Origin of the sequence: Streptomyces polygonati (genome assembly GCF_042650325.1) — a bacterium.
Classification (GTDB): Bacteria; Actinomycetota; Actinomycetes; order Streptomycetales; family Streptomycetaceae; genus Actinacidiphila; species Actinacidiphila polygonati.
Window position 1 is genome coordinate 252620 of record NZ_JBHSBB010000003.1, and the last position, 26632, is coordinate 279251.

General features: G+C 72.1%; 22 protein-coding genes and 1 pseudogene. 14 read left to right on the top strand and 9 right to left on the bottom strand.

All coding sequences use genetic code 11. The features are described 5' to 3' along the window. Positions 1-30: 30 nt before the first annotated feature. The 5 genes from pgl to tkt are packed head-to-tail and all read right to left on the bottom strand — an operon-like array spanning position 31 to position 6636. The gene (gene pgl, locus ACFO3J_RS03070) at positions 31-816 is read right to left on the bottom strand and encodes a 6-phosphogluconolactonase (RefSeq protein WP_386425855.1); all 786 of its coding nucleotides are present in this window, start codon (positions 814-816) and stop codon (positions 31-33) included. Further along, positions 813-1856, bottom strand: a complete 1044-nt coding sequence (opcA, locus tag ACFO3J_RS03075; RefSeq protein ID WP_386425857.1) for a glucose-6-phosphate dehydrogenase assembly protein OpcA — start codon at positions 1854-1856, stop codon at positions 813-815. The genes pgl and opcA overlap by 4 nt, the downstream gene beginning before the upstream one ends. Then, positions 1853-3394, bottom strand: a complete 1542-nt coding sequence (zwf, locus tag ACFO3J_RS03080; RefSeq protein ID WP_386425859.1) for a glucose-6-phosphate dehydrogenase — start codon at positions 3392-3394, stop codon at positions 1853-1855. Before zwf ends, opcA begins: the two co-directional genes overlap by 4 nt. A gap of 1 nt (position 3395) precedes the next feature. Continuing rightward, entirely contained in the window at positions 3396-4514 is a 1119-nt protein-coding gene (gene tal, locus ACFO3J_RS03085; protein ID WP_386425861.1) for a transaldolase, read from the bottom strand. Positions 4515-4548: 34 nt separating this feature from the next. Then, positions 4549-6636, bottom strand: coding sequence for a transketolase (tkt, locus tag ACFO3J_RS03090; RefSeq protein WP_386425863.1), 2088 nt, complete (start codon positions 6634-6636; stop codon positions 4549-4551). Positions 6637-7000: 364 nt separating this feature from the next. Here tkt and ACFO3J_RS03095 point away from each other — a divergent pair, with 364 nt between their 5' ends. The 3 genes and pseudogenes from ACFO3J_RS03095 to ACFO3J_RS03105 all read left to right on the top strand — a co-directional run. Next, positions 7001-7945, top strand: a complete 945-nt coding sequence (locus ACFO3J_RS03095) for a heme o synthase (protein WP_386425865.1) — start codon at positions 7001-7003, stop codon at positions 7943-7945. 145 nt (positions 7946-8090) lie between these two features. Continuing rightward, on the top strand, positions 8091-8462 hold the full coding sequence (locus ACFO3J_RS03100; protein WP_386425867.1) for a hypothetical protein: 372 nt from the start codon (positions 8091-8093) through the stop codon (positions 8460-8462). Positions 8463-8531: 69 nt separating this feature from the next. Then, positions 8532-9494: pseudogene (locus tag ACFO3J_RS03105) on the top strand (hypothetical protein); the annotation flags it as partial. Positions 9495-9695: 201 nt separating this feature from the next. Here the strand turns inward: ACFO3J_RS03105 and ACFO3J_RS03110 are convergent. The 3 genes from ACFO3J_RS03110 to ACFO3J_RS03120 all read right to left on the bottom strand — a co-directional run bounded on the left by ACFO3J_RS03110 (position 9696) and on the right by ACFO3J_RS03120 (position 12697). Beyond that, the gene (locus ACFO3J_RS03110; RefSeq protein WP_386425869.1) at positions 9696-10796 is read right to left on the bottom strand and encodes a COX15/CtaA family protein; all 1101 of its coding nucleotides are present in this window, start codon (positions 10794-10796) and stop codon (positions 9696-9698) included. Positions 10797-10890: 94 nt separating this feature from the next. Next, positions 10891-11682 carry an ABC transporter permease gene (locus tag ACFO3J_RS03115; RefSeq protein WP_386425871.1) on the bottom strand — a complete coding sequence of 264 codons (792 nt, stop codon included), beginning with the start codon at positions 11680-11682 and terminating at the stop codon, positions 10891-10893. An 88-nt stretch (positions 11683-11770) separates the two neighbouring features. After that, a complete protein-coding gene (locus ACFO3J_RS03120; RefSeq protein WP_386425873.1) occupies positions 11771-12697 on the bottom strand; it encodes an ABC transporter ATP-binding protein in 927 nt (308 codons plus the stop codon). Positions 12698-12850: 153 nt separating this feature from the next. Here ACFO3J_RS03120 and ACFO3J_RS03125 point away from each other — a divergent pair, with 153 nt between their 5' ends. The 11 genes from ACFO3J_RS03125 to ACFO3J_RS03175 all read left to right on the top strand — a co-directional run bounded on the left by ACFO3J_RS03125 (position 12851) and on the right by ACFO3J_RS03175 (position 24717). After that, complete coding sequence (locus ACFO3J_RS03125; RefSeq protein WP_386425875.1) at positions 12851-13741, top strand: helix-turn-helix transcriptional regulator; 891 nt, start codon at positions 12851-12853, stop codon at positions 13739-13741. After that, positions 13738-15159 carry a Fe-S cluster assembly protein SufB gene (sufB, locus tag ACFO3J_RS03130; RefSeq protein ID WP_386425877.1) on the top strand — a complete coding sequence of 474 codons (1422 nt, stop codon included), beginning with the start codon at positions 13738-13740 and terminating at the stop codon, positions 15157-15159. Before ACFO3J_RS03125 ends, sufB begins: the two co-directional genes overlap by 4 nt. A gap of 90 nt (positions 15160-15249) precedes the next feature. Then, positions 15250-16428, top strand: a complete 1179-nt coding sequence (gene sufD / locus ACFO3J_RS03135) for a Fe-S cluster assembly protein SufD (RefSeq protein ID WP_386425879.1) — start codon at positions 15250-15252, stop codon at positions 16426-16428. Continuing rightward, complete coding sequence (locus ACFO3J_RS03140) at positions 16428-16787, top strand: non-heme iron oxygenase ferredoxin subunit (protein ID WP_386425881.1); 360 nt, start codon at positions 16428-16430, stop codon at positions 16785-16787. Before sufD ends, ACFO3J_RS03140 begins: the two co-directional genes overlap by 1 nt. A gap of 7 nt (positions 16788-16794) precedes the next feature. Beyond that, complete coding sequence (gene sufC / locus ACFO3J_RS03145) at positions 16795-17559, top strand: Fe-S cluster assembly ATPase SufC (RefSeq protein ID WP_386425883.1); 765 nt, start codon at positions 16795-16797, stop codon at positions 17557-17559. Positions 17560-17585: 26 nt separating this feature from the next. Then, a complete protein-coding gene (locus tag ACFO3J_RS03150; RefSeq protein ID WP_386426037.1) occupies positions 17586-18833 on the top strand; it encodes a cysteine desulfurase in 1248 nt (415 codons plus the stop codon). Between the two features lie 13 nt (positions 18834-18846). Beyond that, complete coding sequence (gene sufU / locus ACFO3J_RS03155; protein WP_386425885.1) at positions 18847-19329, top strand: Fe-S cluster assembly sulfur transfer protein SufU; 483 nt, start codon at positions 18847-18849, stop codon at positions 19327-19329. Continuing rightward, positions 19326-19673 (top strand): metal-sulfur cluster assembly factor, encoded by a 348-nt coding sequence (locus ACFO3J_RS03160; protein ID WP_386425887.1) that lies wholly within the window; start codon positions 19326-19328, stop codon positions 19671-19673. The genes sufU and ACFO3J_RS03160 overlap by 4 nt, the downstream gene beginning before the upstream one ends. Before the next feature lie 174 nt (positions 19674-19847). Beyond that, positions 19848-21632, top strand: a complete 1785-nt coding sequence (locus tag ACFO3J_RS03165) for a DUF2264 domain-containing protein (RefSeq protein ID WP_386425889.1) — start codon at positions 19848-19850, stop codon at positions 21630-21632. Positions 21633-22210: 578 nt separating this feature from the next. Next, on the top strand, positions 22211-23188 hold the full coding sequence (gene dapD, locus ACFO3J_RS03170; protein ID WP_386425891.1) for a 2,3,4,5-tetrahydropyridine-2,6-dicarboxylate N-succinyltransferase: 978 nt from the start codon (positions 22211-22213) through the stop codon (positions 23186-23188). A 146-nt stretch (positions 23189-23334) separates the two neighbouring features. Further along, positions 23335-24717 carry an aminotransferase class V-fold PLP-dependent enzyme gene (locus tag ACFO3J_RS03175; RefSeq protein ID WP_386425892.1) on the top strand — a complete coding sequence of 461 codons (1383 nt, stop codon included), beginning with the start codon at positions 23335-23337 and terminating at the stop codon, positions 24715-24717. Here ACFO3J_RS03175 and ACFO3J_RS03180 read toward each other — a convergent pair. Further along, positions 24695-26491 carry an ATP-binding cassette domain-containing protein gene (locus ACFO3J_RS03180; protein WP_386425894.1) on the bottom strand — a complete coding sequence of 599 codons (1797 nt, stop codon included), beginning with the start codon at positions 26489-26491 and terminating at the stop codon, positions 24695-24697. The genes ACFO3J_RS03175 and ACFO3J_RS03180 overlap by 23 nt on opposite strands. Between the last annotated feature and the right edge of the window lie 141 nt (positions 26492-26632).

Genomic DNA, 26632 nt, shown 5'->3' on the forward strand with positions numbered 1-26632 from the left:
CCCCCCCCCCCCCCTCGTCGACCCCCGCCGCTACGAAGAAGCGGGCGGGTACAGCTGCGCCGGAAGCTTCGCCGCCGCGGCCCGGTCGAGCAGCCACAGGGTGCGGGACCTGCCGTAGGCACCGGAGGCCGGCGCCTGGACCTCGCCCGGGGCGGACAGCGCCAGCGCCACCGCCCCCGCCTTGTCCTCGCCCGCCGCGAGCAGCCAGACCTCGCGGGCCGCCCGGATGGCCGGCAGGGTCAGCGAGATCCGGGTCGGCGGCGGCTTGGGGGAGCCGTGCACACCGATCACGGTGCGGACGCTCTCCCGTACCCCGGGATGCTCGGGGAAGAGCGACGCCACATGCGTGTCGGGACCCACCCCCAGCATCAGCACGTCGAACGACGGCACCGCGCCGTGGTCCTCGGGCCCGGCGGCGGCCGCCAGCTCGGTCGCGTACGAAGCCGCCGCGGCCTCGACGTCGGAACCGAACTCGCCGTCGGACGGACCCATGACGTGGACCCGGGCGGGATCGAGCGGCACCGAGTCGAGCAGTGCCTCCCGGGCCTGGGTGATGTTGCGCTCCGGGTCGCCTTCCGGCAGGAAGCGCTCGTCACCCCACCACAGGTCAAGACGCGCCCAGTCCACGGCGTCCCGCGCCGGGGAGCCGGCCACCGCGGCCAGCAGCGCGTTGCCGTTGCGACCGCCGGTGAGCACCACCGAGGCGGAGCCCCTGGCGGCCTGGGCGTCCACGATCTTCGTGATCAGCCTGGCCGCGACGGCGCAGGCCATCAGCTCCTTGTCCCGATGGACGACCACCTGCGGTGTGCTGCTCATGTCGAAGCCTTCTCCGGGGGTGTGCTCTTGCTCTTGGCCGAGGCCGCGGACGACGCCTTCTTGGCCGACGCGGCACCGGTGACGGTCTTCTCCTGGCCGGCCTCCTTGTCGGCCTCGCTCACCAGGTGCTTGACGGCGTACTCCACCGTGCTGCGGTATATGTCGTCCGGGTCCAGCCGCCGGAGTTCCTCGGCGAGCAGTTCCGCCGTCTCCCGGCGCTTGAGCGCGACATGCCGGTCCGGCTGACCGGGCACGGCCAGCTTGGCCAGCCGGCCGTCCGGCCGGTCCAGGCGGATGTCGCCGTCCGCCGTGGAGAGCTTGACCGCGGTCATACCGGGTCCGTCGGTGACCCGGCGCTCCACCTCGACACCGAGCCGGTCGCCCAGCCACAGCGCCAGCAGTTCCGTACTCGGGTTGTAGGCCTCGCCCTCCACCACGGCGGCGGTGACCGTGGCGTGCTTCTGGTCCAGGGCCGCGGCCAGCATCGAGCGCCACGGGGTGATCCGGGTCCAGGCCAGGTCGGTGTCGCCCGGCGCGTAGGTGGACGCGCGGGTGCCGATGGCGCCCACCGGGTCCTCCGCCGAGGCGGCGTCGGTGATCCGGCGCTGCCCGAGCCGGCCCAGCGGGTCGAGCGCCGGATTCTTCGGCCCGGTCTCGGGCCACCACAGCACCACCGGGGCGTCCGGCAGCAGCAGCGGCAGCACCACCGATTCGCTGTGGTTGGCCAGCTCGCCGTGCATCCGCAGGACGACGGTCTCACCGGTGCCGGCCTCGGCGCCGACCAGCACCTCGGCGTCCAGCCGGGCGCCGGCCCGCTCGCGCGGCGAACGCCCGGGGCGCTTGATGACCACGATGATCCGCGAGGGGTGCTCGCGGGACGCCTCGCCGGCCGCCTTCAGCGCGTCGTAGGCGCTGCCCTCGTCGGTCACGATGACCAGGGTCAGCACCATGCCCACCGCGGGGGTGCCGATGGCCCGCCGGGCCTCGATCAGCCCGGCGTTGATGCGTGAGGACGTGGTGTCGGTCAGATCGATCTTCATGGGCGGCGCCAGCTCCTGCCGTCTCGTGCGAGCATCTCGTCGGCCTCGGCCGGGCCCCAGGTGCCGGACGCGTACTGCGCGGGCTTGCCGTGCTTGTCCCAGTACTGCTCGATCGGGTCGAGGATCGTCCAGGACAGCTCGACCTCCTGGTGGCGCGGGAAGAGGTTGGCGTCGCCGAGCAGCACATCCAGGATGAGCCGCTCGTAGGCCTCCGGGCTGGATTCGGTGAACGACTCGCCGTAGGCGAAGTCCATCGTGACGTCCCGGACCTCGGTGGTGGTGCCGGGGACCTTGGAGCCGAACCGCACCGTCACGCCCTCGTCCGGCTGCACCCGGATGACCAGGGCGTTCTCGCCCAGCTCCTCGGTGGCCCCGGACTCGAAGGGCAGATACGGAGCCCGCTTGAAGACCACCGCGATCTCGGTGACCCGGCGGCCGAGCCGCTTGCCGGTGCGCAGATAGAACGGCACACCCGCCCAGCGCCGGTTGTTGATCTCCAGTTTCACGGCCGCGTAGGTGTCGGTCTTGGACTTGGGGTCGATACCGTCCTCCTCCAGATAGCCGAGCACCTCCTCGCCCCCCTGCCAGGCGTGCGCGTACTGGCCGCGCACGGTGTGCCTGCCCAGGTCGTCGGGCAGCACGACCGCGCCGAGCACCTTGAGCTTCTCCGCGGTCAGCGCCTTGGGGTGGAAGGAGCCGGGCTCCTCCATCGCGGTGAGCGCCAGCAGCTGGAGCAGGTGGTTCTGGATCACGTCACGGGCGGCGCCGATGCCGTCGTAGTACCCGGCCCGGCCGCCGATGCCGATGTCCTCGGCCATGGTGATCTGTACATGATCGACGTAGGACCGGTTCCAGATCGGCTCGAACATCGTATTGGCGAACCGCAGCGCCAGGATGTTCTGCACCGTCTCCTTGCCCAGGTAGTGGTCGATACGGAAGACCTCGTTGGGCGGGAAGACCTCGTGCACGATCCGGTTGAGCACCTGGGCACTGGCCAGGTCGTGCCCGAAGGGCTTCTCGATGACCGCGCGCCGCCAGGCGTCCTTGGGCGGGTCGGCCAGGCCGTGCTTCTTCAGCTGCTGCACCACGTTCGGGAAGAACTTGGGCGGCACCGAGAGATAGAAGGCGAAGTTGCCACCGGTGCCGCGGACCTTGTCCAGATCCTCGATAGTGGCCTTGAGCTGCTCGAACGCGGTGTCGTCGTCGAAATTGCCCTGCACGAAGCGGCAGCCCTCGGAGAGCTGCTGCCACACCTCCTCACGAAAAGGGGTGCGCGCGTGCTCCTTGACCGCGTCGTGGACCTCCTGGGCGAAGTCCTCGTTCTCCCAGCTGCGGCGGGCGAAGCCCACCAGGGCGAACCCCGGCGGCAGCAGACCGCGGTTCGCCAGGTCGTACACCGCCGGCATCAGCTTCTTGCGCGACAGGTCACCGGTCACCCCGAAGATGACCAGGCCCGAGGGTCCGGCGATCCGCGGCAGCCGCCGGTCCAGCGGGTCCCGCAGCGGATTGACCACCACGGGCGGGAATTCGGTGGTCAACTCAGGCCTCCGAGGGGGCGAGCCGTTCGAGTTCCGCCTTGGTGGAGTTCAGCAGCTCGGTCCAGGCCGTCTCGAACTTCTCGACGCCCTCGTCCTCGAGCACCTGCACCACGTCGTCGTACGACACGCCGAGCGCGGCCAGCGCGTCCAGATCGGCCCGCGCCTGCGCGTAGCCGCCGGTCACGGTGTCGCCGGTGATCTCGCCGTGGTCCGCGGTGGCGTCCAGAGTCGCCTCCGGCATGGTGTTCACCACGTTGGGCGCCACCAGACCGGTGACGTACATGGTGTCCGAGTACGCCGGGTCCTTCACGCCGGTGGAGGCCCACAGCGGGCGCTGCCGGTGCGCGCCGGCCTTCTCCAGGGCGGCCCAGCGGTCGCTGCCGAAGACCTCCTGGTAGGCCTGGTAGGCCAGCCGGGCGTTCGCCACGGCGGCCTTGCCCTTGAGCGCCTTGGCCTCGTCGGAGCCGATCTTCTCCAGTCGCTTGTCGACCTCGGTGTCCACCCGGGACACGAAGAACGACGCGACCGAGTGAATCTCGGACAGGTCGAGCCCGGCCGCCTTGGCCTGCTCCAGACCGGAGATGTAGGCGTCCATCACCTCGCGATAACGGGTCAGCGAGAAGATCAGCGTGACGTTGACGCTGATGCCCCGGCCGATCGTCTCCTTGATCGCGGGCAGGCCCGGCTCGGTCGCCGGGATCTTGATCAGGGTGTTCGGGCGGTCCACCAGCCAGGCCAGCTGCTTGGCCTCGGCGATGGTGGCCAGCGTGTTGTGCGCCAGGCGCGGGTCGACCTCGATGGACACCCGGCCGTCCTGGTGGTCGGTGGCGTCGTACACCGGCCGCAGGATGTCGGCGGCGTCGCGGACGTCCGCGGTGGTGATCATGCGGATGGCCTCTTCGACCGTCACCCTGCGCGCCGCGAGATCCCTGACCTGGATGTCGTAGCCGTCACCCTGGGAAATGGCCTTCTGGAAGATCGTCGGATTGGTGGTGACCCCGACCACGTGCTGCTGGTCGATCAGTTCGGCCAGGTTCCCGGACGTGATGCGCTTGCGCGACAGGTCGTCCAGCCAGATCGCGACGCCTTCGTCGGAGAGGCGCTTGAGTGCGTCTGTCATGAGATCTGCATCTCCTACTAGTCGTGTACTTGCGTCAGCGATCTACGGCGCCGAGAGATTCCCGGGCCGCGGCGGCCACCGCTTCCGCGGTGAAACCGAACTCACGGAACAGCACCTTGGCGTCCGCCGAGGCACCGAAGTGCTCCAGGCTGACGATCCGGCCGGCGTCGCCCACGAAGCGGTACCAGGTCAGGGCCACCCCGGCCTCGACCGCGACCCGCGCCTTGACCGACGGCGGCAGAACGCTGTCGCGGTAGGCCTGGTCCTGCTCCTCGAACCACTCCACCGAGGGCATCGAGACCACCCGGGTGGGCACCCCGGCGGCCTGCAGCTGCTCACGGGCGCCGACGGCCAGCTGCACCTCGGAGCCGGTGCCGATCAGGATCACCTGCGCCGGGCCGCCCTCGGCCTCGAACAGCACATATCCGCCGCGGGCGGCGTCGTCGTTGCGCGGGTAGGTCGGCACGCCCTGCCGGGTCAGCGCCAGGCCGTGCGGGTGGCCCTCGCCGTACACCTTCGTCCAGCGCCTGAGGATCTCCCGCCAGACGATGACGGTCTCGTTCGCGTCGGCCGGCCGGACTATGTTCAGCCCCGGGATGGCCCGCAGCGACGACAGGTGCTCCACCGGCTGGTGGGTCGGACCGTCCTCGCCCAGACCGATCGAGTCGTGCGTCCAGACGTAGGTCACCGGCAGGTGCATCAGCGCGGACAGCCGCACCGCGTTGCGCATGTAGTCGGAGAAGACCAGGAACGTACCGCCGTAGACACGGGTGTTGCCGTGCAGGGTGATGCCGTTCAGCTCCGCGCCCATCGAGTGCTCGCGGATGCCGAAGTGCACGGTCCGGCCGTAACGGTTCGCACCCGGCAGCGGGTTGCCGTCCGGGAGGAAGGAGGAGTTCTTGTCGATCGTGGTGTTGTTGGACCCGGCCAGGTCGGCGGAACCGCCCCACAGTTCGGGGATGACCGCGCCCAGCGCCTCCAGGATCTTGCCCGAAGCGGCCCGGGTGGCCAGCGACTTGCCCACCTCGAAGACCGGCAGGTGGTCCTCCCAGCCCTTGGGCAGCTCGGCCGAGGCGATCCGGTCGTAGGTCGCGGCGTGCTCGGGGTTGGCCGCGCGCCAGGCGGCGTACGACTCCTCCCAGCGGGCCCGCGCCTCGCGGCCGCGCTCGCCGACCGCGCGGGTGTGCGCGATCACCTCGTCGGACACCTGGAAGTGCTGCTCGGGGTCGAAGCCCAGCACCCGCTTGGTGGCCGCGACCTCGTCCTCGCCCAGCGCCGAGCCGTGCGCCGCGCCGGTGTTCTGCGCGTGCGGGGCCGGCCAGGCGATGATCGAGCGGGCCGCGATGAACGACGGCCGCCCGGTCTCGGCCTGCGCCGCCTTCAGCGCCGCGTACAGGGCCTCGGGGTCGAGGTCGCCGTTCTCCTTGGGCTGCACGCGCTGGACGTGCCAGCCGTACGCCTCGTACCGCTTGACGGTGTCCTCGGAGACGGCGGTCTCGGTGTCGCCCTCGATCGAGATGTGGTTGTCGTCCCACAGCAGTACGAGGTTGCCGAGCTTCTGGTGCCCGGCCATCGAGGACGCCTCGGCGGAGATGCCCTCCTGGAGGCAGCCGTCACCGGCGATCGCCCAGATCGTGTGGTCGAACGGCGAGGTGCCGGTGGGCGCGTCCGGGTCGAACAGGCCGCGCTCGTAGCGGGCGGCCATCGCCATGCCCACCGCGTTGGCGACGCCTTGGCCCAGCGGGCCCGTGGTGGTCTCCACGCCCCTGGTCAGGCCGTATTCCGGGTGGCCCGGGGTCTTGGAGCCCCAGGTGCGGAATGATTCGAGGTCCGGCAGCTCCAGGCCGTAGCCGGCCAGGTAGAGCTGCGTGTAAAGGGTCAGACTGGAGTGCCCGGCGGAGAGCACGAAGCGGTCCCGGCCGACCCAGTCGGCGTCCGCGGGATCGTGCCGCATGATCTTCTGGAAGAGCAGATACGCGACGGGAGCCAGGCTCATGGCCGTGCCCGGATGGCCGTTGCCGACCTTCTGCACGGAATCCATGGCCAGGACTCGGGCGGTGTCAACGGCCCGCGCGTCCAGATCAGTCCACTCAAGGTCTGTGGTGGTCGGCTGCTTGCTCACCCTGGGTCAGGGCTCCTCTCGACATGTTGAAAGCGCCGGTGGATAGTGCCTACCCGACGCCGCCGAGCCTACCGCCGCAGGCGTGCACCTTTTCGATCCTCCCCCGGTGCCGCCGACTTCGCCTCCCGAAGACCGTGAACGGCCGGTTAACCCGCCGCCGACAGGGCGTTTCCCCCGCGGCCCGCGGCAAGCGGGGTGTCTTCGCGGTGCCGCCGCGCGCCGCGCCGGACCCCCTCGACCCCCGCGGGAAAGCCGGGTATTCCCTACGTCTAGAGTGGCGTGGTAAGCGCAAGCCTTCTTCGGCCCCGCCGTTGTCGGTGGGCGGCCGGTGCTTGCTGGACTTCATCTCTCTTTTGGGGTGTTCGTGACGGCCGTCGAATCCCGACCCGCAGGGGTCCTCGGGGCGGGCCCAGGTCATCGGCCGCTGCGGGCCCGCGTTATGGGGTTCGTGGCGCTGACCAAGCCGCGCATCATCGAATTGCTGCTGATCACGACGGTCCCGGTGATGTTCCTGGCGGCCGGCGGCGTACCCGATCTCTGGCTGGTGGTGGCGACCGTGGTCGGCGGTTATCTGTCGGCGGGCGGCGCCAACGCGCTCAATATGTACATCGACCGCGACATCGACGCGCTCATGCACCGTACGGAGCAGCGTCCGCTGGTCACCGGGCTGGTCTCGCCGCGCGAAGGGCTGATCTTCGGCATCACCTTGTCGGTGGTGTCCACCGTGTGGTTCTGGACGCTGGTCAATCCGCTGTCGGCCTGCCTGTCACTGACCGCGATCCTCTACTACGTCTTCGTCTACACGCTCGGCCTCAAGCGCCGCACCGCCCAGAACATCGTCTGGGGCGGGGTGGCCGGCTGCCTCCAGGTCTTCATCGGCTGGTCGGCGGTGCGCGACGAGCTCGGCTGGGCGCCGTTCGTGCTCTTCCTGGTCCTCTTCTTCTGGACGCCCCCGCACTACTGGCCGCTGTCGATGAAGGTCAAGGACGACTACGAGCGGGTCGGCGTGCCGATGCTGCCGGTGGTGGCGGGCAACCAGGTGGTGGCCCGGCAGATCGTCATCTACAGCTGGGTGATGGTCGCGACCTCGCTGACCCTCTGGTGGCCGCTGGGCGACACCTCGTGGTTCTACCCGCTGGTGGCCGCGGTCCTCGGTGCTTTCTGGCTGAAGGAGGCGCACGGGCTGCACGCCCGGGCGAAGGCGGGGGTGACGGGCGTCAAGCTCAAGGAGATGCGGCTCTTCCACTGGTCGATCACCTACGCCACCCTGCTGTTCGTGGCTGTCGCCGTGGACCCGTTCCTGCACTAGGCGTCTTTTCTGCCGCCGTCTCGCCTCCGGGCGCCCCGCTCTCCTCCTCGCACGCCGGACGGGCTGATTTCGGTGGGCGCCGGCCGTCGGTTCGTCCCGCGCCGTACCTCACGCCGCCCACCTACCCGCGGGTAGCATCACCCCCATGGCTGAGACCACTCCTGAAGAGACTCCGGACCCCGCTCCCGCCGCCCCCAAGCCGGACACCCGTGCCGAGCGGCGGGCCGCGCGGCTGGCGCGGCAGATCGGGGCGTTCGCGCGGGCCCACGGCGGGAGCACGGAGGCGAATGTGGCGTACATCGGGGAGCGCGGGGCGCGGATCGTGCTGGTGGGGGCGGACGGGGTCTGGGGGGATCTGGTGGCGCCCAGTCATGGGATCGCGCAGGCCGCGGTCGTGCGTGCCGGGGTTCCCGTCCGGGAGGAACTGGACGGGGAGTTGGGCGGCAGGATGCGCAGCGGGCGGTACGAGTGGGCCCGGATGGCCGGAATCCAGATCGGGGGGCGCGCCAACACCTGACAGCCGCCTTCGCCGTTAGGACCCGTGGCAAGGTCGTGGCGGACGAGCGGACGAGGGTCAGGAGCGGCGATGGGCGGGGCGCGGTGGGTGCGGGGACACCTGGTGGACGCGTACTGCCACGGGGTGCTGTCGGCGGACCTCGGGCTGGGGGCCTTCGAGGCGCGGCTGCCCGGGAGGGCGGCCGCGCGCACCACGCTGTTCGACAGTTCCACCGGCTTCGCGGTGCGCCGCTGGTGCCCGCCGCTGCTCGGGCTGGAGCCGCACAGCACCCCGGCGCACTACCTGGCGCGGCGCCGTGAACTGGGCGGCGCCGAGGTGGCGCGGCTGCTGCTGCGGAGCACCGGCGTCACCGACTACCTGGTGGACACCGGCGAGCCCGGCAATCTCACCCCGCCCAAGGAACTGGCCGCGGCGGGGGCGGCGGCCGCGTACGAGATCGTGCGGCTGGAACCGCTGGCCCAGCAGGTCGCCGACACCTCCGGGACGGTGGAGTCGTTTCTGGCCAATCTCGCCGAGGCGGTCCACGGCGCCGCGCTGAGCGCGGCCGGCTTCTCCTGCGGTGACGGCGCGGGCTCGGGCAGCGGGCGGCACGCGCGGCCGGCGCCCGAGGGCTACGACGGGGTGGCCGGGCAGGCGGCCGCGATCGTGCCGCCGGCCGGCTACAGCGGCGGCTACGGGATCGGGCCCACCGGTGACGGCGGCGGCTTCGGCGGCCGGGCGGGTGTCGGCAGGGGACTGCCCGGCGGTGTCCACGGCCCGGGCAGCGGCTACGGCAGCCGGCCGCCCGGACCGGCGGAGGTGCGGCACGCCGCCGCGCGCTGGCTCGGGGACCGAGCGGTCGGCAGCCGGCCGACCAGCCCCGTACTGCTGCGGCACCTGCTGTGGCAGGCGATGGCCACCGGCCTGCCGCTGCTGCTCAGACAGCCTGCCGCCGGGCCGGGCCCGCTGGCCGGGGAGGACTTTCTGCGGGCCACCGCCGGGCTCGGCACGGACGTGGTGCTGCTGCCGGGGCTGCCGCACGAGTCGGCGGCGGCGGATCTGGCGGCGGCGCTCCCGCATGTGTACGTGGGGCTCGGCACCGATCCGGCCGCCGTGCTCGCCCGGGCGCCCTTCGGGAAGGTGCTCTACGCCAGCGGGGCGGGCGGGCTGCCCGAACTCTATGTGACCGGTGCCCGCGGCTTCCGGGCCGCGCTCGACCGGCTGGTGGGGGAGCGGGTGGGCGCGGGGGAGTGGTCAGCGGCGGACGGGCAGCGGGTCGCCGGCCTCGTCGGTGAGGGCAACGCGCGCCGCGTCTACCGGCTCCCGCCGGGCCCCGAGGGCGCTGTCCCCCACCCGAGATCCCCCGGCGCCGGCGGTCAGCTCTGATGCCGCGGCCCCCGGCCCGCCCGGCTCGGCCAGCGGGCGCTCGCGGAAGGACAGCAGGACGCGCAGGGTCGCCACCCACACCAGGCAGGCGCCGAACATGTGCAGCCCGACGACCGCTTCCGGCAGATGGGTGAAGTACTGGACGTAGCCGATGATCCCCTGGGACATCAGCACCAGGAACAGCTCACGGGTGCGGTGCCGCGGACCGATCGGCCCGTCCACCGCCCGCAGTACGAACCACAGCGCGACGGTCAGTGCCACGACCACCCACGCCAGGTCGGCGTGCAGCTGGGCGACGGACTTCCAGTCCACCGGGATGCGGTGCACATCGCTGGAGTCGCCGGCGTGCGGCCCGGCCCCGGTGACCACCGTGCCCACCGCGATCAGTGCCATCGTGGCGCCGGCCAGTACCCCGCCGAGCTGCCGTACCGGCTTGCCCACCAGCGGCCTGGGCGAGGCATCGCCTTCGGCGGTGCGCTGCCACATCAGCACGGCGATCACGATCAGGCCGAAGGCCAGCAGGAAGTGCACGCAGACCGTGTACGGGTTCAGACCGGTGAGCACCGTGAAGGCGCCGAGCACCGCGTTGGCGACGACCACCCAGAACTGGGCCCAGCCGAGCCGGGTGAGGGTGCGGCGGTAGGGCTTCTGCGAGCGCACCGCGATGATGGCCCAGCCGACAGCGGCGCACAGCACGTACGTCAGCATGCGGTTGGTGAACTCGATGACGCCGTGCACGCCCATCGCCTCGGTCGGCACCCAGCTGTCGCCGACGCAGCGCGGCGCGGTGGGGCAGCCGAGTCCGGAACCGGTCAGGCGTACCGCGCCGCCGGTCACCACGATGACCACCGACATGACCAGGGCGGACAGCGTCGCTCTGCGCACCGTCACCGGGGCGGGGGTCCACCGGGCGGCGATGAGGGCGAGCGGGCTTCGCGCGATATCGGTCAGCTTCGGCACGGGCAACATGGTAGGCGCCGCCTTGTGCACGGTTTCACGAGGGGTCGCGGGCGGTCGCGGGGCCGTGCGGGCCCCGGCCGGTCCGGCCGGGCTCTCCCGGCGGTCACTCCCAGCGGAAGAACCGCGCCGCCGCGGCCAGCCCGAGCACCGCCCAGACGGCCAGGATGCCGAGGTCGCCCCACGGGGTCCCGGCGCCCTGCTGGAGCACGTCCCGCAGCCCGTCGGACAGCGCCGAGATCGGCAGCAGCTCCAGCGCCGACCGGACGCCGCCGGAGAACTTGTCCATCGGCACCAGTACGCCGCCGCCGACCAGCAGCAGCAGGAAGACCAGGTTCGCCGCGGCCAGTGTGGCCTCCGCCCGCAGGGTGCCGGCCATCAGCAGACCGAGCCCGGAGAAGGCGGCGGTGCCCAGCAGGAGCAGCAGCGCCACCGTGAGCGGGTCGCCGTGCGGCGACCAGCCGAGCAGCAGCGCGATCACCGTCAGCAGCGCGATCTGCAGCACCTCGGTGACCAGCACCGAGCAGGTCTTCGCGGTCATCAGCGCCCAGCGCGGCAGTGGGGAGGCGCCCAGCCGCTTGAGCACGCCGTAGCGCCGCTCGAAGCCGGTGGCGATGGCCTGGCCGGTGAAGGCGGTGGACAGCACCGCCAGCGCGAGGATGCCGGGGGTGAGGAAGTCGACCGACTTGCCCGCGCCGGTGTCCACGATGTCCACCGCGCTGAACAGCACCAGCAGCAGCGCCGGGATCACTACGGTGAGCAGCAGCTGCTCGCCGTTGCGCAGCAGCAGCTTGGTCTCCAGCAGCGCCTGCGCCCGGATCATCCTCGGCAGCGGCGCCGCCCCGGGCCTGGGGGTGAACGCGCCGGCCGCGTACGCCGTCTCCGTGGTCGTCGTCATACCCGCAGCTCCCTGCCCGTCGATTCCAAGCCCCTGTCTTCCGGGGGACGACCCCCGTACCCCCGCGCGCTGCGGGCCCGGCTGTCGCTCATACCCGCAGCTCCCTGCCCGTCAATTCCAGGAAGACGTCCTCCAAGGTGCGCCGCTCCACCGCGAGGTGGTCCGGCATGACGCCGTGCTGGGCGCACCAGGAGGTGACGGTGGCCAGCAGCTGGGGGTCGACCTTGCCCTCGATGCGGTAGCCGCCCGGGCTCGTTTCGAGCGCCACCGTGTCGGCGGGCAGCGCCTTGAGCAGGGAGGGGAGGTCCAGGCCTGGGCGGCCGGAGAAGCGCAGGGTGTTCTCGGCGCCGCCCCGGCACAGCTCCTCCGGGGTGCCGGCGGCGATCGCCCGGCCGCCGTCGATGATCACGACCTGGTCGGCGAGCTGCTCGGCCTCGTCCATGAAGTGGGTGGTGAGGACGACCGTCACGCCGTCCGCGCGCAGCTCCCGTACCAGGTCCCAGGTGGCGTGGCGGGCCTGCGGGTCGAGTCCGGCGGTGGGCTCGTCGAGGAAGACCAGCTCGGGCCGGCCGACCACGGCCATGGCCAGCGCCAGCCGCTGCTGCTGGCCGCCGGAGAGCCGGCGGTAGGTGGTGCGGCCGCACGATTCCAGGCCGAGCCGCTCGATCAGCAGCTCCGGGTCCACCGGGTCGGCGTAGAGCGTGGCGGTGTGCCGGAGCATCTCCACGGCGCGCGCACCGGGGTACACGCCCCCCGATTGGAGCATCACACCGATCCGGGGTCGCAGCTTCGCGCCCTGCGCGGCCGGATCGAGGCCCAGGACCCGGACGTGGCCGGCGTCGGCGCGCCGGTAGCCCTCACAGATTTCGACCGTGGTGGTCTTGCCCGCGCCGTTGGGTCCGAGCACCGCGGTGACGCCGCCGCGGCCGACGGCCAGGTCCAGTCCGCTCACCGCGGTCCTGGCCCCGTACCGCTTGACCAGTCCGGTGACCTCGACGGCGGGCTCGTTTCGCATGCCGTCGAGTCTAGGGAGCCGCGCGGGCTCCGGTGGCGGCAGGGCGGAATCCCCGAAGCGCTTAGGTGACCCTAAGTGATCAAGACCACCGCGGCCTTGATCCGGGGTCGCTTGCCCGGTCCAGAGCAATTACGCAACAATGGCCTTGTGGAAATGACGGATGGCGCTGCCCAGAAGGCGGCCGACGAGCAGACGACCGGAGAGCGGCGCACCCGCACCCGGGTCGCCCGCTCCATCCTGGACCATGGACCGTCCACCACCGCCGACCTCGCCGACCGGCTGGGCCTGACCCAGGCCGCCGTCCGGCGCCACCTCGACGCCCTCGTCGCGGAGAACGTGGTGGAGCCCCGCGAGCAGCGGGTCTACGGCAGCCGCGGCCGCGGCCGCCCCGCCAAGGTCTTCTCGCTCACCGACTGCGGCCGGGACGCCTTCGACCAGGGATACGACCAGCTGGCCGCCGACGCGCTGCGCTGGATCTCCGAGGCCGCCGGCGGTGGCGAGGACGGCCAGGCGGCCGTCTTCGCCTTCGCCCGCGCCCGGGTCGCCGCGCAGGCCGAGCGGTACCGCCCGGCGGTCGAGGCGGCGGCGCCCGAGGACCGCGCCGCGGCCCTCGCCCAGGCCCTGTCGGCCGACGGGTACGCTGCTACGGCGCGCAGCGCTTCCCCCGGGTCCGGCGCGGGGACGCCCCCCGGTCCGGCCGGTGAGCAGCTGTGCCAGCACCACTGCCCGGTGGCCCACACCGCCGAGCAGTTCCCGCAGCTCTGCGAGGCGGAGGCCGAGGTCTTCTCCGACCTGCTCGGGACCCACGTCCAGCGGTTGGCCACCATCGCCCACGGCGACGGGGTGTGCACCACCTTCATCCCGCAGGCCCACCAGCCACCGGCGCAAGCCGGCCCGGCGCGACCCGACCCGCCCGACCCCGCCGTACCGGCTCGATCCCCCGCGGACCGACACCCGGCGCGGCGGACGGATCGACCCGCGGATCGACACCCAACAGACCCAGCCCACGCATCAGCCGGCACGTCCGGGAGGAACCCCGCATGACTGCTCCCACGGAGACCACTCACCCCGAGCTCGACGGCATCGGCACCTACGAGTACGGCTGGGCCGACTCGGACCTGGCCGGCGCCGCCGCCAAGCGCGGCCTCTCCGAGGACGTCGTCCGCGACATCTCCTCGAAGAAGTCCGAGCCCGAGTGGATGCTCAAGATGCGGATGAAGGGCCTGCGTCTGTTCGGCAAGAAGCCCATGCCCACCTGGGGCTCCGACCTCAGCGGCATCGACTTCGACAACATCAAGTACTTCGTGCGGTCCACCGAGAAGCAGGCCGAGTCCTGGGAGGACCTGCCGGAGGACATCAAGAACACCTACGACCGGCTGGGCATCCCGGAGGCCGAGAAGCAGCGGCTGGTCGCCGGTGTCGCCGCCCAGTACGAGTCCGAGGTCGTCTACCACCAGATCCGTGAGGACCTGGAGGAGCAGGGCGTCATCTTCCAGGACACCGACACCGCGCTGCGCGAGCACCCCGAGATGTTCCAGGAGTACTTCGGTACCGTCATCCCGGCCGGCGACAACAAGTTCGCCTCGCTGAACACCGCGGTGTGGTCCGGCGGCTCCTTCATCTACGTGCCGAAGGGCGTGCACGTCGAGATCCCGCTCCAGGCCTACTTCCGGATCAACACCGAGAACATGGGCCAGTTCGAGCGGACGCTGATCATCGTCGACGAGGACGCCTACGTCCACTACGTCGAGGGCTGCACCGCGCCGATCTACAAGTCGGACTCGCTGCACTCCGCGGTCGTCGAGATCATCGTGAAGAAGGGCGGCCGCTGCCGCTACACGACCATCCAGAACTGGTCGAACAACGTCTACAACCTGGTCACCAAGCGCGCCGTGGCCTACGAGGGCGCGACCATGGAATGGGTCGACGGCAACATCGGCTCCAAGGTCACCATGAAGTACCCGGCCGTCTATCTGATGGGCGAGCACGCCAAGGGCGAGACGCTGTCCATCGCCTTCGCCGGCGAGGGCCAGCACCAGGACGCCGGCGCCAAGATGGTGCACATGGCGCCCAACACGTCGTCCAACATCGTCTCCAAGTCGGTGGCCCGCGGCGGCGGCCGCACCTCGTACCGCGGTCTGATCGAGATCGGCGAGGGCTCCAAGGGCGCCAAGTCAAACGTGCTGTGCGACGCGCTGCTGGTCGACACGATCTCCCGGTCCGACACCTACCCGTATGTGGACGTCCGTGAGGACGACGTGTCGATGGGTCACGAGGCGACCGTCTCCAAGGTCTCCGACGACCAGCTCTTCTACCTGATGAGCCGCGGCATGACCGAGTTCGAGGCGATGGCGATGATCGTGCGCGGCTTCGTCGAGCCGATCGCCAAGGAACTGCCGATGGAGTACGCGCTGGAGCTCAACCGGCTGATCGAGCTCCAGATGGAAGGGGCGGTGGGCTGACCGCCCCCGCCCACCGGCCGGCGCGGCTCGCCGGCCGGCCGACGCCGTACCGACCGGAAAGCACCGACCAGAAAGTTGTCACGACAAGCGATGGCTGAGAACACCCCTGCGGGCAGCACCACCGACGGTGCGATCACGGTGGGGCAGCCGGTGGCCCAGCCCACCGATGCCCGGGTCAGCGCGGCCGCGTCCTACGACGTGGCCGACTTCCCGGTGCCGAGCGGGCGCGAGGAGGAGTGGCGCTTCACTCCGCTGGAGCGGCTGCGCGGCCTGCACGACGGCACCGCGGACGCCACCGGCGCCCTGCGCGTCGAGGTGACCGCGCCCGAGGGCGTCACCGTCGAGACGGTGGACCGCACCGATCCCCGGCTCGGCAAGGCGGGCAAGCCCGTCGACCGGGTGGCCGCCCAGGCCTACACCTCCTTCGAGAAGGCCTCGGTGATCACCGTCCCCAAGGACGCGGTGCTCGCCGAGCCGATCCGGATCGCCGTGCACGGCGAGGGCGGCACCTCCTACGGCCACCAGGTCATCGAGGTCGGCGCCTTCGCCGAGGCGGTCGTGGTCCTGGACCACACCGGTGACGCGGTGGTGGCCGCCAACGTCGAGTATCTGATCGGCGACGGCGCCCGGCTCACCGTGGTCTCGGTGCAGGACTGGGACGACACCGCCGTGCACGCCGCCCAGCACACCGCGCGGATCGGCCGCGACGCGCGCTTCAAGTCGGTGGTCGTCACCTTCGGCGGCGATCTGGTGCGGGTCCAGCCCCGGGTGGTCTACGGCGCGCCCGGCGGTGAGGCCGAGCTCTTCGGGCTCTACTTCACCGACCAGGGCCAGCACCAGGAGCACCGGCTCTTCATCGACCACGACACCCCGCACTGCCGCTCCAACGTCGCCTACAAGGGCGCGCTGCAGGGCCAGGACGCGCACGCGGTGTGGATCGGCGACGTGCTGATCAGGGCCGCCGCCGAAGGCACCGACACCTACGAGCTCAACCGCAATCTGGTGCTCACCGACGGCGCCCGGGTCGACTCGGTGCCGAATCTGGAGATCGAGACCGGCGAGATCATCGGCGCCGGCCACGCCTCGGCGACCGGCCGGTTCGAGGACGAGCAGCTGTTCTACCTCCAGTCCCGCGGCATCCCGGCAGACGAGGCCCGCCGCCTGGTGGTCCGCGGCTTCTTCGGCGAGCTGGTCCAGCAGATCGGCCTGCCCGACCTGGAGGAACGCCTGATGGCGAAGATCGACGCCGAGCTGAAGGCGTCCGTCTGATGAGCGACGTCAGCGGCATCGACGCGAGCGCCCCGGGCGCGGCCGGCTTCGTGCGTGTCTGCGCGCTCGGCGAGCTGGAGGACGGCACGCCCCGTAGGGTCGAGGTCGGCGGCGTACCGGTGTCCGTGGTCCGCGCCGAGGGCGAGGTGTTCGCGATCAACGACATCTGCTCGCACGCCAATGTCTCGCTGTCCGAGGGCGAGGTCGAGGGCTGCCAGATCGAGTGCTGGCTGCACGGTTCCAGTTTCGACCTGCGCACCGGCAAGCCGTCCGGGCTGCCCGCCACCCGGCCCGTCCCCGTATACCCCGTCAAGATCGTTGGGGACGACGTGCTCGTCTCCGTCACCCAGGAGTCCTGAGTCACCCATGGCAACGCTTGAAATCCACGACCTGCACGTCACCGTCGACGCCGACAACTCCACCAAGGAGATCCTCAAAGGCGTCGACCTGACCGTGAAGCAGGGCGAGACCCACGCCATCATGGGCCCCAACGGCTCCGGCAAGTCCACCCTGGCCTACTCGCTGGCCGGTCACCCCAAGTACACCGTCACCGGCGGCACCGTCACCCTCGACGGTGAGGACGTGCTGGCGATGACGGTCGACGAGCGGGCCCGGGCCGGCGTCTTCCTCGCCATGCAGTACCCGGTGGAGATCCCCGGGGTCTCGGTGTCCAACTTCCTGCGCACCTCCGCCACCGCCGTCCGCGGCGAGGCCCCCAAGCTGCGCACCTGGGTGAAGGAGGTCAAGGAGACGATGGAACGCCTCCACATGGACCCCGCCTTCGCCGAGCGCAATGTCAACGAGGGCTTCTCCGGCGGTGAGAAGAAGCGCCACGAGATCCTCCAGCTCGAACTGCTCAAGCCGAAGATCGCGATCCTGGACGAGACCGACTCCGGTCTCGACGTGGACGCGCTGCGCGTGGTCTCCGAGGGCGTCAACCGGGTCCGCGACAGCGGCGAGGTCGGCACCCTGCTGATCACCCACTACACGCGCATCCTGCGCTACATCAAGCCCGACTTCGTGCATGTCTTCTCGGCCGGCCGGATCGTCGAGTCCGGTGGCGCCGAGCTCGCCGACAAGCTGGAGGAAGAGGGCTACGAGTCCTATGTGAAGGGTGGCGCTTCAGCGTGACGGTCTCCGCTCCGAACGGCCGGGCGCTGCCCGGCCTCCTCGACACCGACACGATCCGCAAGGACTTCCCCCTGCTGGACCGGCTGGTCCACGACGACCGCAAGCTCGTCTACCTGGACAACGCGGCGACCTCGCAGAAGCCCCAGCAGGTGCTCGACGCGCTGAACGGCTACTACGTGCGGTCCAACGCCAATGTCCACCGCGGGGTGCACGTGCTCGCCGAGGAGGCCACCGCGCTGTACGAAGGGGCCCGCGACAAGGTGGCCGCCTTCATCAACGCGCCCAGCCGCGACGAGGTGATCTTCACCAAGAACGCGTCCGAGTCGCTGAACCTGGTGGCGAACATGCTCGGCTGGGCCGACGAGCCCTACCGGGTGGACCGCGACACCGAGATCGTCATCACCGAGATGGAGCACCACTCCAACATCGTGCCGTGGCAGCTGCTGTCGCAGCGCACCGGCGCCAAGCTGAAGTGGTTCGGCCTCACCGACGACGGCCGGCTCGACCTGTCCGACATCGAGCAGGTCATCACCGAGAAGACGAAGATCGTCTCCTTCGTGCTGGTCTCCAACATCCTCGGCACCGTCAACCCGGTCGACGCGATCGTGCGCCGTGCCCAGGACGTCGGCGCGCTGGTGCTGATCGACGCCTCGCAGGCGGTCCCGCACCTGCCGTTCGACGTGCAGGCGCTCGGCGCCGACTTCGTGGCCTTCACCGGCCACAAGATGCTCGGCCCGACCGGTATCGGCGTGCTGTGGGGCCGCCAGGAGCTGCTGGAGGACCTGCCGCCCTTCCTCGGCGGCGGCGAGATGATCGAGACCGTGTCGATGCACTCCTCCACCTACGCGCCCGCGCCGCACAAGTTCGAGGCCGGCACCCCGCCGATCGCCCAGGCCGTCGGCCTCGGTGCCGCGGTGGACTATCTGACCGCCCTCGGGATGGAGAAGGTCGCGGCGCACGAGCACGCGATCACCGAGTACGCCCTTGGCCGGCTGCTGGAGGTCCCGGATCTGCGGATCATCGGACCGGCCACCGCCGACCAGCGCGGCTCGGCGATCTCCTTCACGCTCGGTGACATTCACCCGCACGACGTGGGCCAGGTCCTGGACGAGCAGGGCATCGCGGTACGGGTCGGCCACCACTGCGCCCGCCCAGTCTGCCTGCGCTACGGAATTCCTGCGACCACGCGGGCGTCGTTCTATCTGTACAACACTCCGGCCGAGGTCGACGCCCTGGTCGACGGGTTGGAGCAGGTACGGAACTTCTTCGGCTGATGGTGGTGCTGCTGTGAAGCTCGACTCGATGTACCAGGACGTGATCCTGGATCACTACAAGCACCCTCATGGGCGGGGCTTGCGGGACGGCCAGGCCGAGGTGCACCACGTCAATCCCACCTGCGGGGACGAGATCACCCTGCGGGTGCGGATGGACGGCACCTTGATCGGCGACGTCTCCTACGAAGGGCAGGGCTGCTCCATCAGCCAGGCCAGTGCGTCGGTGCTCAATGAGCTGCTGGTCGGCAAGGAGGTGTCCGAGGCGCAGCGGATCCAGGAGACCTTCCTGGAGCTGATGCAGTCCCGGGGCCGGATCGAGCCGGACGACGCGATGGAGGAGGTGCTGGAGGACGCGGTCGTGTTCGCCGGCGTCTCGAAGTACCCCGCGCGCGTCAAGTGCGCGCTGCTGAGCTGGATGGCCTGGAAGGACGCGACCGCCAAGGCGCTGTCCGGTGGTCCGGCGGACGGCCCCACTGCTGGTAAGGAGACCTCATGACCGAGTCCACCGAGAGCCAGGGGACGGCTTTGAAGCCGGCCTCAGAAGAGGAACTCCGCGAGGCGCTGTACGACGTGGTCGACCCCGAACTCGGGATCGACGTCGTCAACCTCGGCCTCATCTACGGCATCCACGTCGATGACAGCAATGTCGCCACCCTCGACATGACCCTCACCTCGGCGGCCTGTCCGCTCACCGATGTGATCGAGGAGCAGGCCAGGAGCGCCACCGAGGGCATTGTCAACGACCTCAAGATCAACTGGGTCTGGATGCCGCCGTGGGGCCCGGACAAGATCACCGACGACGGCCGCGAGCAGCTGCGGGCGCTGGGCTTCAACGTCTGACCGCGTCTCGCCTCACGGGCGGCCACCATGCAGCGCGTGGTGGCCGCCCGTCGTTGTCTCGCTGGCTCCCGGCCGCCCGGACGCCCATTTCCGCAGACGAAAGGCGTTGACGCTGTCCGGGCGGTGTTGCGAGAGTGATCGGACCACCGGTCGGACAGCGGAAGGCGGCCACCCATGGCCAGCGGTACGGACGGACCTGCCACCCGGGCGGAGCTGCAGACGTACGTACGGGAGCTGGCCGACCCGCTGGTGCGCTACGCCAGCCCCGGCGGCGCCCGGTTCCGGCTCGGTGTGAACATCGCCCACCACGACGACACCGCGGCGGAACTCGAGGGGTACGCCCGCCCGCTGTGGGGCCTGGCGCCGCTGTCGGCCGGCGGCGGGGACTTCGCGCACTGGGACGTCTGGGCGCGCGGACTGGCCGCCGGCACCGACCCGGACCACCCCGAGTACTGGGGCGTCGCGGACGGCATCGACCAGCGCACCGTGGAGACCGCCGCGCTCGGCTTCGCCCTCGCCCTGGTCCCCGAGCGGCTGTGGGACCCGCTCACCGGCAAGGAGCGCGACCGGGTCGGCGCCTGGCTGGCCGGCTTCCTGCGGGCCACCACCCCGGAGAACAACTGGAACTTCTTCCCGGTCATGATCAGCCTGGGCCTGGACCGGGTGGGATACGGCCACGACCGCGACGCCCGGCACGCCCGGCTGGACCGGCTGGAGACGTACGCGCTCGGCGACGGCTGGTACGGCGACGGCGCCACCGAGCAGCGCGACTACTACATCCCCTGGGCCATGCAGTACTACGGCCTGATCTACGCGGCGCTGGCCGGCGCCGAGGACCCGGCCCGGGCCGAGCGCTTCCGGGAGCGTGCGGCGCTGTTCGCGGCCGGCTTCCGGCACTGGTTCGCCGACGACGGCTCCGCGGTGCCCTTCGGCCGCAGCCTCACCTATCGCTTCGCGCAGGGCTCCTTCTGGGGGGCGCTGCCCTACGCGGGTGTGGACGCGCTGCCGTACGGCGAGGTCAAGGGCCTGCTGATGCGGCATCTGCGCTGGTGGCGGGCCCGCACCGGGCAGACCTCGCCGGACGGGCTGCTCAGCATCGGCTACGGCTATCCGCAGCCGGGGGTGGCCGAGCAGTACAACGGGCCGGCCTCGCCGTACTGGGCGCTCAAGGCGTTCCTGCCGCTGGCGCTGCCGGCGGAACACCCCTTCTGGGCCGCCGAGGAGGCCGGCGCTCCCGCCGACCTGGGCCCGGCGCGGGCCCAGCCGGAGGCGGGCGCGGTGCTGATGCGGTCCGGCGGCGATGTGACGATGCTCAGCGGGCGCCAGCACAACACCTGGGTTCGCGGCGGCGCGGCCAAATACGGCAAGTTCGCCTACTCGACCCGCTTCGGCTTCAGCCTGCCGGCCGACGAACTCGGCCTGGCGCACGGCGCCTTCGACTCGATGCTGGCGGTCAGCGACGACACCGGGGAGCCCACGCACTTCCGGGTCCGCGAGCAGCCCACCGCGCCGAAGATCCTGGCCGCCGACGGCACGGTACGCAGCGTGTGGCACCCCTGGCCCGACGTCGAGATCACCACCTGGCTCACCGCGGCGTCCCCCTGGCATCTGCGTACCCACCGCATCCGCACCGGCCGCGCGCTCTCGACCGCCGAGGCGGCCTTCGCGGTGGACCGTGACGGCGCCACCGCCCACCGCGAGGAGTCCGCGCGCGCCGCGATGGCCGTCTCCGCCACGGGCGACCTCAGCGGCCTGCGCGACCTGGACGGCACCGTCCCCCGCTCCGGCCAGGTGATCGACCTCCTCCCGGGCACCAACGTCCTCACGCCCCGCACCGCCCTCCCCCTCCTGACCGCCGCCCTCCCCCCCGGCGAACACTGGCTGCGCTGCGCGGTCCTGGGCGCCGGCCCGACCCAGGCGCCCGCCTGGGAGCGGGAGGCCCCGGTGGCGAGGTTCTGACAGGACCTTCGCATCCGCCCGCCCCCGCCCGGGACGGCCGAGCCTCCGCCACGGCCCGGGCGTGCGGGGTCGCGGCGGGCTGACCGGCTGGGGGCCCGGCGCCTGGGCGGGCGGGCCGGTGGTCGGAAGGCTGGTGTGAGGGTTACCTCGGTGCTTCGGTGTGGGCCGAGTGTCTGGGATGGCGGTGAGGGACGCCTGCTGGCGGCCGGGGCTGCGGGGGGTTGTGCGGGGCGGGCGAGTCTTCGGGCGGAGCCCGGGGGCGGGATCGCCCCCGGCGGCTCGGCGCGGGCGGAGCCTGCGGGCTGCGGCTGGCGGGCTTTGGGGGCCTACGTCGCGACTCGGGCTTCATATGGGCGGGTGGGTGGGCGGAGGCGGGCCGCAGGCCCGCCGGGTTCGGGGTGCGCGCGTCAGCGGGGAGGGCCGCGTCGTGCGGCGCGGGGTGCGGGCGTCGGTGCGAGGGCGCAACACCCTGGGGTGACCCTGCGAGGGTGCCCTGCGCGGGGGTGAGCCCGCGAGGGCGCCCCGCGCAGGGGTGAGCCGCCGACGCACCCCCGGAGGGCAACCGCTAGCGTCGGGGTATGACTGAGAACCGCCCCGGCGCCATCGCCAACGGCCTGGCGACCGTCGCAGACGACGGCACCGTACTCGACACCTGGTACCCCGCCCCGGAACTCTCCTCGGAGCCCGGACCCGCCGGGACCGAGCGGCTGACCGCCGAGCAGGCCGCCGAGGCCCTGGGCGCCGCCGCCCCGAAGGCGCTGGGGCCCGACCCCCGCCGGGGTGTCGAGGTCATCGCGGTGCGCACCGTCATCTCCTCGACCGACGACAAGCCCCTCGACGCGCACGACGCCTATCTGCGCCTGCACCTGCTCAGCCACCGCCTGGTCCGGCCCAACGAGCCGAACCTCGACGGCATCTTCGGCCTGCTGGCCAATGTCGCCTGGACCTCGCTCGGCCCGGTCCCGGTCCCGCGGCTGGAGGCCGCCCGGCTGGCGGCCCGCGCCGAGGGCCTGCACCTGGCGGTGCACGGCGTCGACAAGTTCCCCCGGATGACCGACTACGTCGCCCCCTCGGGCGTCCGCATCGCCGACGCCGACCGGGTCAGGCTCGGCGCCCACCTCGCCTCCGGCACCACCGTGATGCACGAGGGCTTCTGCAACTTCAACGCCGGCACCCTGGGCACCTCCATGGTCGAGGGGCGCATCTCGCAGGGCGTCGTCATCGGCGACGGCTCCGACATCGGCGGCGGCGCCTCCATCATGGGCACCCTGTCCGGCGGCGGCACCCAGCGTGTCTCGGTCGGCGAACGCTGCCTGCTCGGGGCCGAGTCGGGCCTGGGCATCGCGCTCGGCGACGACTGTGTGGTGGAGGCCGGGCTGTATGTCACGGCCGGCACCCGGCTCACCCTCCCCGACGGCCAGATTGTCAAGGCGGTCGAGCTGTCCGGCGCAGACAACCTGCTCTTCCGCCGCAACTCCACCACCGGCAAGGTCGAGGTGCTCCAGCGCACGGGCTCCTGGGGCGGCCTCAACACCGTTCTGCACAGCCACAACTGACGGGCCCTCCACCCGCGCCCGGCCGCGTACCGCCCCGGTGGGCGGCGGGCCGGGCGCGGCCGTCCCGTCGCGATGTCCCTCGCGCCCCGCCCGCCGTGGTGGGATATTGGCCCCCGCAGATCGCGTACCAGGCCGGGGGCCGACCCATGAACACTTTCGCCGCGTTGCGCGCCGCCGAGTACGGCTACGGGTACTTGGACGAGGGCGGGCACGTCTACCTCGACCACACCGGCGCCGGACTGGCCGCCAGGGCCCAGGTCCGGGCCCACGCCGACCGGATCGCGGCCGGGCCCTTCGGCAACCCGCATTCGGCCAGCCCGGCCTCCGAGGCCTCGGGCGCGCTGGTGGACAGCGCCCGTCGCCGGGTCCTGGAGCACTTCGGCGCCGACCCGGCCGAGTACACCGTGGTGTTCACCGCCAACGCCACCGGTGCCTGCCGGCTGGTCGGCGAGGCGTACCCCTTCCGGCCCGGCAGCCGCCTCGCGCTCACCCTGGACAACCACAATTCCGTCAACGGCCTGCGCGAGTACGCCAGAAGCCGCGGCGCCGACACGGTGTACATACCGCTGGAGGCACCCGGGCTCGGCGTGGACGGCACCGCGATGGCGGCCGTGCTGGACGCCGGCGGGCCCGGGCTGCTCGCCTATCCCGCGCAGAGCAACTTCAGCGGTGTGCGGCACTCCCTGGACTGGGTGACCCGGGCCAAGGACGCCGGCTGGGACACCCTGCTCGACGCCGCCGCCCACGTCCCGGCCAACCCCCTCGATCTGACCGCCGTACGACCGGACTTCGTCGCCGTCAGCTGGTACAAGGTCTTCGGCTACCCCACCGGCCTCGGCGCGCTGATCGCCCGCCGGGAGGCACTGGAGAGGCTGCGCCGCCCGTGGTTCTCCGGCGGCACCATCCATGTCGTCAGCGCCCAGGGCCAGTGGCACCACATGGCCGACGGCGAGGCCGCGTTCGAGGACGGCACCGTCAACTACCTCAGCATCCCCGACATCGAGTGGGGCCTGGAGTGGATACGTGCCGAGGTCGGCGGAATCCCGGCGATACACCGCCATGTGAGCGCCCTCACCGCCGAGTTGCTGACCGGCCTGCTCGAACTGCGGCACGGCGACGGCAGTCCGCTGGTGCGGATCTACGGCCCCACCGGCACGGCCGGCCGCGGCGGCACGGTGGCGCTCAACCTGCTCGACCCGGCCGGCCGGATCATCGACGAACGGATCGTCGCCCGGGACAGCGCCGCCCGCCGGATCTCGCTGCGCACCGGCTGCTTCTGCAACCCCGGCACCGGGGAGGCCGCCTTCGCCATCGACCGGGACGTCCTGGGCGGTGCGGTCCGCACCACCACCGGCACCATCGACGACTACCTCGGCCGGCTCGGCCTGCCGTCCGGCGGCGCGGTCCGGGTCTCCCTCGGCCTGTCCTCCAACCGGGCCGACATAGCGGCCTTCCTGGCCTTCGCCGCCGAGACCTACCGCGACCGGGCCCCGGACGCGACCGGTCTCACCCCTCGGCTGGTCTGCTGACCGCGGGCGCCGCCTCCCGCCCGGCCTGCCGGGCGCGCCGTGAAACCGCGCCCACCGACGGGCACTTGCGGGCCAGCACCGTCCACGCCCCGGCCAGGAACAGCGCGGTGAAGCCGGCCAGCAGCAGCCAGTCCACTCCCACCGTCCGCCCGAACGAGTCGCCGTACGAGGCCAGGAGCGGCGGGCCGAGCGGCGAGGCGCCGCGCGCCCACAGCCGCGGCAGGCCGATACCGCCGCCCAGCGCCTCGAAGGCCCACCGGTTGGTCATCGCCGCGCTCAACAGCCGCCCGGCCCACGCCATTTGCGGCACCGGTACGAAAGCGCCGGAGAACAGCACCTGCGGAAAGCACAGCAGCGGCAGCATCAGCGTCGCCTGCCCCGGCTCGCTCACCGCCGCCGACGCCAGCAGGCCCAGCGCCAGCGCGGCGGCCGAGGCCAGCAGCACCGTGGTGAACAGCGAGCCGTACGTACCCCAGCCGGCTGCGGGCAGCCGGTCCAGGCCGCGCAGCACCGCCAGCAGCAGCGCGTCGGCCGCCGCCAGCACCGGCATCAGCAGGGCCGCCTTCGACAGCAGATACGGCCCCAGCCGCAGTACGGTCAGCCGCTCGCGCCGCACCACCGGCAGTTCGCCGACGATCTGCAGCAGCCCGTAGGTGAGCCCGAAGAAGAAGCCGCCGAACGCGATCCAGAACAGGATCATCGCCGTCGAACCCGGGCTGGGGGCCGCCGGATCGAACGCCCCCGGGCGGAACAGCAGCGCGAACATCGCCACGATGACCAGCGGGGAGCCGGCGACCACCGCGGCCGACAGCCGGTTGCGCAGCAGCACTTCGGTGCTGCGCCGGGTCAGCAGCCACCACTGGCCGACCGGTCCGAGCGGCGCACCCCCGGCGGGCGGCCGGTAGTCGCGGGCGTGCAGCACCTCGTGGCCCGGCCCCGGCAGCGGGTCGGCCGGCCGCGCGCTCTCCGTGCCGGGGCCGGTCACCCGCCGCTGCTCACCGCGGGCCACCGCGCCGTAGACATCCTCCAGCGTCGGCACCCCGAAGGCGGCCGTCAGCCCGTCGGGGGAACCGAGATACGCGGGCCGGCCGGCCGGGGACAGGAAGAGGACCCGGTCGCAGCGGGTCAGGTCGGCCGGGGCGTGGGTGGTCAGCACCACCGTCACCCCTTCGCGGGCCAAGTCCCGCAGCATGCTGATCAGTTCGGCGCCGGTCGCCGGATCGAGCCCGGTGGTCGGCTCGTCCAGCAGGAGCACCCGGGGCCGGGTCAGCAGTTCCACCGCGATACTGGCCCGCCGCCGCTCGCCCTCGCTGAGCGTGCGCACCGGCTGCACCGCCCGCGCGGACAGCCCCACCGCGGCGAGCGCGTCGTCCACGGCGGCGGCCAGCCGTACCGCGTCCGTGCGGGCCGGCATCCGCAGCCGCGCCGCGTAGCCCAGCGCCCGGGCGAGCGGCAGATCCTCGTGCATGACGTTCCCGTGCGGCAGATACCCCAACGCGGCCCGTACGGTGGACGGTTCGGCGCCGTCGTGGCGCACCCGGCCGCTGGACGGCGCACGGATACCGGCCATGATCTCCAGCAGGGTGGTCTTCCCCGAGCCGCTGCCGCCCGCCACCGCCAGCAGTTCGCCCGGCGCGACCGCCAGCGTCACCGCGCCCAGCGTCTCCCGGCCGGCGCCGCCGCTCCCGCCGTCCGCGCCCGGCCTCCGGCGGCGGCCGGCGCCCACCCGCCGTCCGACCTCCTCCACCTCGATCCGCAGTCCGTCGCCGCTCATCGCTCTCCGTTCCGCGCTCCACACCCGGGCCGATCGTCCGGGTGTCATCCTGCCGCACCCCCAGCGGGCGCGACCCGTGCCCGCGCCCCGGCGAGCCGGTCCCGCGGGCCCGCGCGCGGCGACCGGGCGGGCGGCCGGGGG